Origin of the sequence: Lysinibacillus sp. FSL M8-0134 (assembly GCF_038069745.1) — a bacterium.
Classification (GTDB): Bacteria; Bacillota; Bacilli; order Bacillales_A; family Planococcaceae; genus Lysinibacillus; species Lysinibacillus irui.
On record NZ_JBBPAJ010000002.1, the window covers coordinates 253,852 to 266,338 of the forward strand.

Annotated in this window: 16 protein-coding genes; 5 read left to right on the forward strand and 11 right to left on the reverse strand. The window is 35.7% G+C overall.

The window, feature by feature from the left end; translation table 11 throughout:
* Nucleotides 1-40: 40 nt before the first annotated feature.
* Complete coding sequence (locus MKY49_RS21110; protein ID WP_312506551.1) at nucleotides 41-667, forward strand: DUF2238 domain-containing protein; 627 nt, start codon at nucleotides 41-43, stop codon at nucleotides 665-667.
* Between the two features lie 48 nt (nucleotides 668-715).
* Nucleotides 716-1,360, forward strand: a complete 645-nt coding sequence (locus tag MKY49_RS21115) for an SIMPL domain-containing protein (protein ID WP_274794830.1) — start codon at nucleotides 716-718, stop codon at nucleotides 1,358-1,360.
* A 40-nt stretch (nucleotides 1,361-1,400) separates the two neighbouring features.
* Here the strand turns inward: MKY49_RS21115 and MKY49_RS21120 are convergent, their stop codons facing one another.
* The 5 genes from MKY49_RS21120 to MKY49_RS21140 form a co-directional block, all read right to left on the reverse strand.
* Nucleotides 1,401-2,048 (reverse strand): uridine kinase family protein, encoded by a 648-nt coding sequence (locus MKY49_RS21120; RefSeq protein WP_322605267.1) that lies wholly within the window; start codon nucleotides 2,046-2,048, stop codon nucleotides 1,401-1,403.
* 86 nt (nucleotides 2,049-2,134) lie between these two features.
* On the reverse strand, nucleotides 2,135-2,683 hold the full coding sequence (locus MKY49_RS21125; RefSeq protein WP_274794832.1) for a histidine phosphatase family protein: 549 nt from the start codon (nucleotides 2,681-2,683) through the stop codon (nucleotides 2,135-2,137).
* 21 nt (nucleotides 2,684-2,704) lie between these two features.
* Entirely contained in the window at nucleotides 2,705-3,577 is an 873-nt protein-coding gene (locus tag MKY49_RS21130; protein WP_322605266.1) for a DUF4097 family beta strand repeat-containing protein, read from the reverse strand.
* 14 nt (nucleotides 3,578-3,591) lie between these two features.
* Nucleotides 3,592-4,290, reverse strand: coding sequence for an ABC transporter permease (locus MKY49_RS21135; protein WP_274794834.1), 699 nt, complete (start codon nucleotides 4,288-4,290; stop codon nucleotides 3,592-3,594).
* On the reverse strand, nucleotides 4,283-5,203 hold the full coding sequence (locus MKY49_RS21140; protein ID WP_322605265.1) for an ABC transporter ATP-binding protein: 921 nt from the start codon (nucleotides 5,201-5,203) through the stop codon (nucleotides 4,283-4,285). The genes MKY49_RS21135 and MKY49_RS21140 overlap by 8 nt, the downstream gene beginning before the upstream one ends.
* Before the next feature lie 156 nt (nucleotides 5,204-5,359).
* On the opposite strand from MKY49_RS21140, the gene MKY49_RS21145 reads away from it, so the two are divergent.
* From MKY49_RS21145 to MKY49_RS21155, 3 genes are all read left to right on the forward strand, one after another.
* On the forward strand, nucleotides 5,360-6,082 hold the full coding sequence (locus MKY49_RS21145) for a response regulator transcription factor (protein ID WP_312506554.1): 723 nt from the start codon (nucleotides 5,360-5,362) through the stop codon (nucleotides 6,080-6,082).
* Complete coding sequence (locus MKY49_RS21150; RefSeq protein WP_274794837.1) at nucleotides 6,073-7,167, forward strand: sensor histidine kinase; 1,095 nt, start codon at nucleotides 6,073-6,075, stop codon at nucleotides 7,165-7,167. Before MKY49_RS21145 ends, MKY49_RS21150 begins: the two co-directional genes overlap by 10 nt.
* 98 nt (nucleotides 7,168-7,265) lie before the next feature.
* Nucleotides 7,266-7,508 carry a hypothetical protein gene (locus MKY49_RS21155; RefSeq protein WP_004231701.1) on the forward strand — a complete coding sequence of 81 codons (243 nt, stop codon included), beginning with the start codon at nucleotides 7,266-7,268 and terminating at the stop codon, nucleotides 7,506-7,508.
* Nucleotides 7,509-7,556: 48 nt separating this feature from the next.
* Here the strand turns inward: MKY49_RS21155 and MKY49_RS21160 are convergent, their stop codons facing one another.
* The 6 genes from MKY49_RS21160 to MKY49_RS21185 form a co-directional block, all read right to left on the reverse strand.
* On the reverse strand, nucleotides 7,557-7,715 hold the full coding sequence (locus tag MKY49_RS21160) for a DUF1540 domain-containing protein (protein ID WP_004231699.1): 159 nt from the start codon (nucleotides 7,713-7,715) through the stop codon (nucleotides 7,557-7,559).
* A gap of 102 nt (nucleotides 7,716-7,817) precedes the next feature.
* On the reverse strand, nucleotides 7,818-8,702 hold the full coding sequence (locus tag MKY49_RS21165; RefSeq protein ID WP_322605264.1) for a helix-turn-helix domain-containing protein: 885 nt from the start codon (nucleotides 8,700-8,702) through the stop codon (nucleotides 7,818-7,820).
* Between the two features lie 67 nt (nucleotides 8,703-8,769).
* Nucleotides 8,770-10,032 (reverse strand): erythromycin esterase family protein, encoded by a 1,263-nt coding sequence (locus MKY49_RS21170; RefSeq protein ID WP_322605263.1) that lies wholly within the window; start codon nucleotides 10,030-10,032, stop codon nucleotides 8,770-8,772.
* 18 nt (nucleotides 10,033-10,050) lie between these two features.
* Nucleotides 10,051-10,788 carry an ABC transporter permease gene (locus tag MKY49_RS21175; RefSeq protein WP_322605262.1) on the reverse strand — a complete coding sequence of 246 codons (738 nt, stop codon included), beginning with the start codon at nucleotides 10,786-10,788 and terminating at the stop codon, nucleotides 10,051-10,053.
* Nucleotides 10,788-11,498, reverse strand: a complete 711-nt coding sequence (locus tag MKY49_RS21180; protein ID WP_274794840.1) for an ABC transporter permease — start codon at nucleotides 11,496-11,498, stop codon at nucleotides 10,788-10,790. Before MKY49_RS21180 ends, MKY49_RS21175 begins: the two co-directional genes overlap by 1 nt.
* Complete coding sequence (locus MKY49_RS21185) at nucleotides 11,495-12,406, reverse strand: ABC transporter ATP-binding protein (RefSeq protein WP_312506559.1); 912 nt, start codon at nucleotides 12,404-12,406, stop codon at nucleotides 11,495-11,497. Before MKY49_RS21185 ends, MKY49_RS21180 begins: the two co-directional genes overlap by 4 nt.
* Nucleotides 12,407-12,487 lie beyond the last annotated feature (81 nt).

Here is a 12,487-nt window from a genome sequence, read left to right on the forward strand (position 1 = left end):
CCCCCTTCCCCATACTGTGGGACAAAGGGAGTGTATCATTATGAATAATCGGAAACATTTTAAGATACATGTAACATTACTTGCTATCGTCCTGATTGTCTTCGTCTGGTCTGTCATTAAGCCATCCTCCTACTTAGATTGGCTAGCAGAAGTAAGCCCTGGCATTGTGGCGATTATTGTTGTTGTTTGTATCTATAATAAATTTCGCTTCACAACATTTTCTTACTTTATCATTGCCCTACTTTCAATCCTTACTTTTATAGGTGGGCATTATACCTATTCGGAAGTCCCTCTTTTTAACTGGATAAAAGAAGAGTTTCATTTACAACGTAATCACTATGATCGCTTTGGCCATTTTTTAAAAGGTTTATTAGCTATTGTTATAAGAGAAATACTACTTAGAAAGACTACGCTTACTAAAGGAGCTTGGTTAACAGGCATAACAATTAGTATTTTGCTTGCAATTGCTGCATTTTATGAAATCATCGAATGGTTAAGCACAAGAGTCTCGAAGGGCAGTAAAGGGGCAAAAGACTTTTTAGGAATGCAGGGAGATCGCTGGGATGCTCAATGGGACATGTTTTTAGCCTTGCTAGGAACAATTTTAACCTTATTATTATTTACAAAGCTCCATAATAAATTATTAAAAAAACTAGACAAGTCATAAACTTTTTTGCATAGCTTATACTATAAAGCTCACGAAGGGTGGTATTGTATGTACTATGCACAGGTCAATCAACAAGCAACCCATACATCGCGTGTTATGACTGTAACTGGCAACGGACAGGTAAAGGCTACGCCCACTTCTGCTCAACTACAAATTGAAGTTCAAACACAAGGGGATAATGTCCAGGTGCCACAACAGGAGAATGCGATCATTATGAATCAAGTCATTCAATCACTCGTAGCGCTTGGTATTCCAAGAGAACAAATTCAAACAACAAGTTATACAATTACACCGCTATATCAGTTTGAAGATGGCAAGCAAATTTTTAATGGCTATGAAGTGATTAATGCCGTTACTGTCAACGTAACGAATATAGACGATCTTGGCTTAATCATTGATACTGCCATAGAGCATGGGGCAAATCGTATTGCCAACATTCAGTTCAATATTGACCATACAGATGCTTACTATCAGCAAGCATTAAGAGTAGCCCTTCAAAATGCTCTATTGAAGGCAAAAACGATTGCGGAAACCATGCATCTTCCTTTACAACCTCTCCCAATTGAAATTGTCGAGGAGCAGGTTAACACACCTATCCTTTATCGTTCTATGGTTGATGCCTCTGGAAATACACCTATCGCACAAGGGCAAGTAGCAATCCAAGCTACTGTTCGCGTAACATATCAATACTAACAAATAGAGCCTTCTGCTTGTGGCGATGAAGGCTCTTTTATTATTTTAAAAAAATATTTTTCTCAATATGAAATTCATTTTGATGTGTTTTAATCACCACATCAAAATACTGACTATACGGATGCATAAATAACTCATATTGAATACGTCGTTCATTATGTGACTGCTTTAAATAATTGAGTTCTGTTCCTCTTTCGTTTACATCACGTCCAGATCTTCTCATTAGTTCTGTAGCTTCATCTGTATAAAAGTAAATTTTTAAGTCAAATAACTCCGGATTTATAAACGCTACACTCATACCTTCAACAATCGTAATTGGCCTTTTGGAAGAAACGAAAGAACTTTTCATATAATGTGTATCGATGGTCCATAAATCTAGTCCTTCTTTTATCATCTGAACATCTCTTTCCAATGAAGGTAGATGATGTGCAGCAGGATGACAAGCAGTCATTTTAAAACGATGATCCTGATGTTGATATGTATAATCAATGATTGCCTGTTTGCGTATATCTGAACTTACAATATACGGATCCGTATTCATATAATTCACTTCATCTCGATTTAAAGCATTTATTAATTTATGGGCAAACGTTGTTTTTCCTGCAGCTCCATGCCCTGAAATGCCAATGATTATCCTTTTATCAGCTAACGTAATCCATGTTAAAATATCTTTTAAAATGGTCTCCATTATACACTCCTTCTTTTATATAGAACAATTTCTCTGAAATCATACTAAAAGGTATGATAAGACACTCCTACCATACCACCTTGTATTTAAAAATCCGGATTCCATACTCGCTCTATTCTGACATTGCTATGCTTTTTACTTAATCGAAAAACATCTGGATTGCTTAAATTTTTCCAGCTTTGAAAATCAACGTCCTTATCATAATACTTCAATAACAATGCAATGATATTGCCATGACTTACGATTACTGTACTCGCAACATTTCGAGCAAATGCTTCTTCTACAACATTTACAATTCGATTCATCGCTTCTTTACTAGATTCGCCACCATCAAATGTTAAATCCAAATCGATAAATGTTGCCTGTAATTTTTCATACCAATCCGGTAAATCTCTAGTACTTAAAAGTCGCTCTGAAAGTCTTTCCTCAATTTCTATCGTAATATTATCCTTCGTACTTAGTGGTTCTATGGATTGAATTGCTCTTAAAAAAGGGCTAGAAAGAATTCGATCAATTTTTATATCCTTGAAAAAATCTACTAAACTTTCCGCCTGCTTTTTTCCCTCCTGCGTTAAAGAGGCATCTTCAGATTGCCCTTCTGCTAGACAATGTCTAATGACGTAAATCTCCCCCATAAAAGCCCCCTTTATTTGTATTTATTTAACATTTATTATACCTGCTTTACTGACTAGTTCCAACTTATTTGACGACTCTCCAATTGTCCCACTCATTGAATTTCCACTCACATCTTTTTTGTTTAAACCTTTTAAATCAACAGTAATGTCTGCTGAATCACTCGAAGCTGAAAGCTCTAATGATTGTGGGTTATTTTTATAAGAAATCGTAATATCTCCTGAGCCAGTTTCGATTAATAATGATTTTTCTTCATCTATCTCTTTCAAAACAACCTCACCGCTAGATGAAGTAATTTTCGTCTTTGTGCTAGAAACGTTAGTAATGTAGCTATCACCATTCGTAGCACTTATTAATAATTTTTCCAAAGAGCTATCTAAAATATTTATTTCCCCATCCTTCGATATAAGTTCTCCTTTATTGGCTGCAAGCCCCTTCATTATAGTTGAGCCTGATTCACTTGATATTGTCATGACCTCAGTTGCTAAATGATTAATACGAAGATCCCCATAACTATTTCTTATTGCAATTAATTTAACTGAATTCTTTGGTATAGCAATGTGAATAGTTCCTTTTTCGCCAATACTAATATTTTTTAGAATACCTACTTCTGTATCTCTTTGAAATACACTTATTTTTTGACCATCTTCTTTTATTTCCACAGGGTCACTTTGTTTCTTTTGCTTATTTCCTTTAATATTAATTTTCAGTTCCTCTGAATCTGTATTTTCTAATACAATATTCCACGACTCATTGTCTATTTCTAGTATTTGAATTTGCTGTCCATCAAAAGACTTTTGTTTTTCATAGCTTTGCTCCCCATTTAGTTTCAAAACAACTAATAGTCCACCTACTAGAATAAAAAATAGTAGAGTCGTTACAATGGTTTTTTTCATCAAATCTCCTCATTTCACGTTAGATCCACTTTATCAACTTTGCGGTAGGATAGATAACCTACAAAAAACCCTACTAAACACAACATAATTGGCACAGCAATGATTTGAAATAAACTAGAGGAGGTAGAGCCATCAGAAACTGTTGCGTTAATGACAAATCCAATGAATACAGCTGATGTAATGGTTGAGGCGGTTGATTTTTTTCGCATACCAAAGTACAACGGTATTAAGCTTACGCCAGCTGTCATAAAAGCACTTAGTAGCAGCGAAGGAACTGTCTCAAGCATTTCTTTTAAGTCAGTAGATTCCCCAAAAAGACCCAATGTCGGATTTAAAAAATAAATAAGTAAATTGATAACGATTGTTGCACTTATGATGCTTACAAAACAAAAGCTAAAGACGAGAAGAAGCTTAGCCACTATAATTTTTTTTCTTTTCAATGGATATGAAAATAATAATTGAACTGTTTTATTTTTATATTCATCGATAACTAGACGTGCAAGAATAACACTCGAAAAAATAATAAAGACAATTCTAATTAAAATGTTCGTTAACGACATAAATTCTGTGTAATTCTGAAACTCACTATCCCCCTCAGACCCCACCGCCATTAATGTAACAGCTACAAAAATACCTATTATACTAATGATTAAGCCATTAAAATAACCCGCCATCCGATTCTTTTTCCACTCTAGCCTTAGTAGTTTAAGCATGTTGACTTCCCCCATTAATCAGTTTTAAAAAATACTCTTCTAAATGCTGTTGTTGCTTTTCAATACTATGAACGACGATGCCATTAACAATGAGTTCTTTATTAATTTGAGATGATGAATTATTTTCATCAAATATACGCACCCTCTGTTGACTCGCGATTTCATAGTTTCGAATGTTCAAACTCTCCAGGACATTCGTTGTTTTCTTTAAATCGTCCACCGTGATTTCAAGATATTCCATTGTTTCTTTTCGAATATCATCCATCCTGACTTCTTTTAGTAATTTTCCATGCTGAAGAATGCCTACTGTATCCGCGATAGATTCAATCTCTGATACAATATGACTCGAGATTAAAATTGTGATGCCATACTCTTCTTTTAGTAGCACTAGCAATTCACGCACCTCTTTAATGCCAATCGGGTCAAGACCATTAATCGGTTCATCTAAAATTAAAATCTCTGGCTTGGTAACAATGGCACGCGCAATCCCTAATCTTTGCTTCATTCCCAAGGAAAATTCACTAATCTTTTTATTTTCAACACCTTGCAGGCCAACTATTTTGAGAGCTTCGTCAGCTGCCTTTTTTTCATAAATGCCCATATATTCGCAATGTAGTTCTAAATTCTCCTTTGCTGACAGCCTTTCATAGAATTCGGGGTACTCAATAATGCTTCCTATTTTGCTTAAATATTGATAAGAAGTCCTCGTAACAGGTTGATTAAAAACTTTAATGTCACCAGATGTAGGTTTTATTAAATTTAAAATCATTTTCATAATGGTCGTTTTCCCCGCTCCATTCGGACCTAAGAAACCATAAATCTCTCCTGGCCGAATATTCATATTGACACTAGAGATGGTCTCTACTCCTTTAAAACTTTTATTTAATTGTTTAATTTCAATAACAAATTCCACAGTTTTAGCTCCTCACCATTTTGTTTTCGTTACTTTAAGCTTAATAAAGGAAAGTAAAAATAAAGTAAACACAATGGAAAATGACCGTAATATTTTTACTGAATGAGGATTTCAAAACTAGAAGCTGTTATCATGAAAAGGAAAAGAGGGATAAAAGTGGAAACGGCAAATATCTTAATCGTGGATGATGAATTGGGCATTTTAAAATTATTAGATATTACACTACGGAAAGAGAACTTTATAAATATTGAGACTTCTTCAACGGGTAAAGGAACTCTACAGCTTGTTAAAGACAATGATTACGATGTCATTCTGCTGGATATTATGCTACCTGATATTAGTGGCTTTGAGTTATGTACGGAAATACGTAAGCATACCAACACACCTATAATTTTTGTCAGCGCTCGGTCAACAGATTTTGATAAATTAACTGGTTTAGGTATTGGCGGCGACGATTATATAACAAAACCATTTAATCCTTTAGAGGTTGTAGCTAGAATAAAAGTTATTCTTCGACGTCAAAAAATGTATGAGGCTGCTCAGCAACAACAAAGTATTAAGTACGATTTTGGTTATTTTGCCTTTAATCCGGAGTCGGCGACGCTGAAAGTAGATCATCAAATTGTTGAATGCACCGCTAAAGAACTGGAGCTTCTGCACTTCTTCTGTAAAAACCCAAATCGTATTTATACAACTTCTCAACTTTACGAATTTGTCTGGGGAAATGATGTTTATGGTGAGGAGAAGACTGTTACCATTCATATTTCGAAATTACGAAAAAAACTTGGGGATGATACGCGTAAACCTAAAATAATCGTTAATCTGCGAGGCATTGGCTATAAATTTATCCCACCAAAAGAGGGATTATTATGCGAATAAATACTCGATTTACACTACATCTCGCTTTGGGGATCATACTGTGGATACTTTTTAGCGGCATTTGCATTTTAATCGGGCTTGAAGGTATTCTTCCAATCTTTAAGCACACTGTTAGTGAAGATTATGAGAATTTGCTGGTACTATGGATTTTTTGCTTTAGCACGTTAATTTGCATTGCTGTATTTGGCTGGTATTTTGGAGGTCCGCTCGGTTTTATCATGACTTGGATTCAGCAGCTTTCACAGGAAAACTACATAAAACCAAATGGACTTTCTAAGATTTATAACCGGAAAGGCAAACTTCGTATGCGCTTTATGCTATACCAAGAGGTACTAGAACATCTACAATCCTTATCAGCAAAACTCAAGGCTGCCGAAATAGAAAGAGCCCAAGTGGAACAAGCAAAACAAGAATGGATAGCTGGTATATCTCATGATTTGAAAACACCACTTACCTATATTACAGGCTACTCTACACTATTATTAAACGATCAATATGAATGGTCGAAGGAAGAAGCACATAGTTTTATTCAGGAAATTGCTGATAAAGGAAAACATATGGAGGAGTTAATTCAAGATTTAAGTCTCGTTATTCAGTTAAATAATACAAATGGAAAACTACCCCTTCACAAAACAAAACATGATATTGTTGAATTTACAAAAAGAATTGTTGCTAACATAAGCAATTATCCACAAGCAGAAAAATATATATTGCATTTTCAAGCAGATAAAAATTCTATAAACATTGATTTTGACACTAAATACATGCAGCGGATATTGCAAAATATTTTAATGAACTCGATTATCCACAATCCTCAGAACACTGATATTTATACACATATTTTTGATAGCGATCAATTTGTTGAAATTCACATTGTGGATAACGGTGTAGGTATGTCTCCCGAGATGACAGAGAATATATTCCAACAGTATTATCGTGGGACAACTACAGATACCTCTTCTGAAGGCACTGGATTAGGCATGGCAATTGTTTATAACCTTGTTCAAGCACATAGTGGCACTATTTCTATAGAAAGCGAGCTTGCTAAAGGGACTACATTCACCATTAGACTTCCGAAAAGATAACATAACACTAGCATTTATTTCTAAAGAACATCATTCATGAAACCTTATTGTAGCTCATATAATTAGACATCATAAATTGGTTCAATAAGGAGGATTCAATGCAATCTGAAAAATTGCGACTAAGGAAGATCCAGCGTCTTGCATATGAAATCATGGATGAGATGCACAAAGAGAAACATCGCACTGAAATGCACAAATTAATTCCGATTATTGATAATTTATCGCGGGCAATTGGAGATTTAACAGATTCTGTTGGTAAATACTCATTGGATTATGTAGAAGAAAAAGTAAAAAATGCGCATGCACTTTTATTTAACAAAGAAAAAGTAGATATTTATTAATAAAGACAGGGATAAAGGGTAATCATACTCATGATTACCCTTTTGTCATTAATGCGTTTCAGGTTCGAATGTTTTACAGTCTGTTTCCTCACTGTTGGAAGCATGTTGTCCCTTCTGGCTGACAACATAAATTTTTTCTGCAGTACATTTGTTTCCAGAATCCCAAAATGTACAGTTATTGACTTCACAAAGAATTTCTTGTGCCATCGTTTCACACCTCCTCTTTATTAGCTTTAACAAATTAGAGGTAAACGATACGTTATTAATCAAAGTCAATCACTGGTGAGCTTGAATAACAAAGCATCAAAATCAATCCATGCTAAAGTCTAAATTAGCTGGTTGTTTAGGTAATCGTTCCTGTGAAAGCATGTTAGTTGAAGGTACCTTGTCGTCGACTTCCTCAAAGCGGAAACCATCTGCCCATACCTTACCCGAGCCAATTAATAACACACCAAAATAAATGGAATCACCTTCTTCAGGCACATCTAACACAATAGAATAGTGATTCCATTCGGTAGTCCCTTTTACAGACCGTTGATCCATATTGTCAAATTGAATCGTATCACCCGTAGCATTGTCAATGCGCATCCATGCACCACATTTGGCAGCATCTACAGTCTTTAAATAGCATGACATTTTCAAGCGCTTGCCTTTAAATTCAGCTGCTTGAAAGCCCTGCATCATCGTAGCGAATTGTCCATTATTCGCTGAAGCGGTTGAAGAATACAATACTCCCGAACGAGTTCCTGAATGAAATACCTTGTCATCTGTATGAAATTGATATAACTCAGGATTCCCACCGCTCAACATCCAACCCTTAACCTGTTCATTTGATACCACTAATTTTTCCTCCTCCGTCATGCTTAATGATTGCATCATTTTTCGATACTTCCCTGGCGGCAAAGCGTAAATTTCTTTAAAAGCTCGTGTAAAAGCTTCTTGTGATTGAAACTGAAGTGTAAATGCAATTGTTAATATCGATGCATTGGAGTACATTAAATAACTTGCCGCCAAAGCTAGTCGGCGTATACGAATATACTCACCAATTGTTAATCCAGTTTCTTGTTTGAAAATGCGACTTAGATGATATTTCGAATAGCCAGCAGTATGAGGAAGGTGCTCAAGTGTCACTTCTTCTGTCAACTGCTCCTCAATAAAGGCAATGGTCCTTTGCGTTGCCTGACTATACTCCATGTTACTCACCTCATCTTCATCATACTGGAGAAGGAAAAAGCTTTTTTGATAAAGGTTGCTAATTTTTTTAATCGATTATTTTGGTTGGCGTTGCTTCTTGTACAACAATAAGACCATCATAAGCTTCAACAGGTGTCATTTTAATGGTATACAGCATTTGTGTTAGCTTATACCATGGACGAAAATCGTCACCGACATTGCCCATTCTTTGGCTTTTAGAAAGAATACTTGCTAATTCCTCTGATTGACTAGCATGTTCAAAATCTACATAAAAAATAGTATCGTTAACCTCACTAAAAGCATCTACTAAAGCATTATGATGTTCAATCGTGTATTCCTTTCGTTCACCAGACCCATTTTGTGCTTGGAATGTATTTTTTACAAAGTCTGTACCAATCGCAAAATATTGATCTTTATATTGCTCGTTTAAATATTGTCCCATCGATTGATATCCTGCCATCGTCGCAGAGGTTTTCTCAATATGACCATTATGTGCTGACATGAATACTTTATCATGCCCTTTCGTGGCTTCATATTCAACAATCCATTGTAAATTTTCAGCTAAATATTCATCTCGTAAATTCATATAGTTTCCATCATTCAAAAATAATTGCGTTCGCTGCTTCATTATTTGAGCATATTGTGCCGCAAAGGAGAAAGCATCCTTCGATGACTTTTTCTCATATGCCTCTCTATTCGATTGTAAATCTTCAATAATTGTATCAATCGTTTTATCCAGTTCTGTTAGCTGACTATTCGATAATTCTCTCATCGTTTTGTTTGAAATATGTTTTAGCTCGGCCTTAAATTTCTCAGCATTCCCCGCATGTACATCTGTATAATAATCTAGCAATCCCTTTTTGCTATAATCATAGCGTTGCATATCATTACCATAGAAATAAATTTTATCTTGTTCTTCGACTGCCAGATTATAGTCGTGCATCCACTGCACTAATTCTACCATTTGTTCGGTTTGGTAGATGCCATAATCTAAAGCTTTTATAGCTTCCTCCGCCGTACCAATACCCTTTAAAATAAATTGGTTAATTTGCTGGGCACCTCCAAAATCCCCTTCTAAAACAAAGACTTGGACATGTTCATTTTTGATCATCGCTTCAAACAGATCTTTTTTTAATGTTTGAAATTCAATATTTCCGTGTGTTGCTTCCCCAAAACCAATAATTTTCACATCATCAGGAATAGAAATATTTTCTATTTCACTAATGTATTGCGAGGCATCTGTTACTGCCTCTCCCTGTCCACACCCTGCTAAAGCAATAAGTAGCAAAGATGCAGTGAATAATCGTAAACTTCGTTTAATCATTGTCATGTCAATACTCCCTTAAGGTTAAATCGCTTTTCGTTGGAAATAGTAATATCCGCCGAGGAAAAATAGGATGAATCCCCCACCTATAACTGTTAGTAATTGCTCCCAAGGCACAAAAAATACATCGTCTGTATTGCCACCTATATACATCATTGAAAATGGTTGTGCCCAAGGATAATATGGACCAATTCGCTCAGAATTTACCGCTAAAATAGAAGGTAACGTAAATATGACATTGACAGCAAAGGGAGCAGCAAAGCTTTTAAACATAATGGACATCCACAATTGTAAGGCTACTAGGGGTAATGTTGCCACCCAGCCTCCTGCAATACTTTTCCACACGATCTCTATTGGAAAGGGATCCGTGTAGCCCTTCAGCATACCTACAGCATAGATAGATCCTAAATACAATAATTGCATAGCCAAAACAAGCAGCATAACCAATACATATTTCGCGACAAATACTTTCCCTCTTGTTACAGGCAGTGCTAAAAGCTGCTTCCATCCACCTGACTGATGCTCATATCTACAAATGATACTTGCAAAAACGCCAGTAATAAGAGGTAAAAATAATAATGCATATGTTAAATTCATTGAGAATAAGGAAATAAACCATTCATTGATTTGAACCCCTGACATAGTATTCTCTAGATTGGCTGATAGTCCAATAAACAAACCTATTATTGGTCCTGCGAAAATAATCGGCACCATTTTTGATTTACGTAACTTAAACCATTCGGCTCGAAGTAGAGCAATCATTATTTCACGTCCCTTCTTGCAAAATCAATCATCCCAACAATATATAGTAAAATACCAATTCCTACGCCTAATAACACATTGATGATTGGCTCATCCCATTGGTTCATTAATGATGGCCATTTCCATATCATCCAATCTGGTAAAACAAATGAAGAATAGGCAAATATCACTCCGAAAATACCTACTGTAATAGGAATCCCTTGATTGTGGCTAACACTCGCAATCCAAAGCTGGAGCGCCAATATAGGCAATGCTGCTAGCGCAGGAAAATAACTAAATTTGGCAACCTCTAAGTAAGGTACAGGTGCTCCTAAGTTTAAAAACAGCCCATAACTAAGCGTAAAAATCATCAGTACTGTGGAAGCCAAAAATAGTAATAGGGCCAACACTGTAAATTTAGATAAATACACGGATAATTTTGAAACAGGTAAGGCAATCAGCTGCTTCCAAGCATTTGTCTCATTTTCAATACTCGCCATGAATGAAGTTAGAATAGCAATGCCCAGCACAATGGCAAGCGGTGTAAAGGAATGGATGTTTAATAAGTAATAGCCCCAATCGTCCTCACTTTGTTGTAATAAATAATCTTTCCTTACTCCGTAATTAACCATTTGTAGGGCGACTACACCCAATGGTCCTAAAAGCGTTAAAAACCATAATCCTTTACGTTTGATCTTCAAGAAATCAGCAGTTAACAATTTACCTATCATATCGCCTGCTCTCCCATCGTCATTTGCAGGAAGATTTCCTCCAATGAGCGTTTCTCTTCCTCTACACGGAATACAGAAATGCCCTCCTGAACAAGGACTTGGACAATATGAGCTACTTTTTCATCCGAGCATTCCTCTAAGAAAATAACGCCATTTTGATAATCTGCCTTAATGCCATTTGCCAGTAAACAGCGCCATCCCTTTTCACTATTATTTACTTTAAATAGTACCTTTGGCTGAGCGAATCTCCGCATCTCCTCAATGGAATCTTGGAATATCAATTTCCCCTTAGATACTATACCTACTTGTGTAGCCATTTGATCGATCTCTGATAATAAATGACTGGAAATTATAATCGTCATGCCGTATTCCTTCGGTAGTCGTTTAATTAAATTACGAATTTCAATAATGCCTGAAGGGTCGAGACCATTAGTAGGTTCATCTAGAATGAGTAATTCAGGATTATGTAGTAGTGAAGCTGCTATTCCAAGACGTTGCTTCATACCTAGCGAAAAGCCCTTAACCTTCTTATTGGCAGCCTCTTTCAAACGAACAATTTCTAGAACCTCATCTATTCGAGATTTAGGCACACCTAAAATTTTTCTTAGCGCCTCCAAATTCTCATAGGCTGTTAAATGTGGATAATACGAAGGATTTTCTACTAACGAGCCGACATTAGCTAAGATTTGGATACGCTCCTTTGTAATATCCTTTTGGAAGATTTTTATTGTCCCTGAGGATGGCTTCATTAAACCAAGAAGCATACGAATCGTTGTTGTTTTTCCTGCCCCATTCGGTCCTAAAAATCCATATATTTCGCCTTTTCGTATTTGCAAGTTCAAATTTGCTACAGCTTGCTCTTTTCCAAAGCGTTTTGATAAGTTTTGTGTTTGTACGATATATTCCATTGTCCTCACCTCTTTCATTATCATAAGAATAGAAGTTTAAAAATAGGTAAGGGCCAAGTTTAAATTTTGTTTAAAAATGTC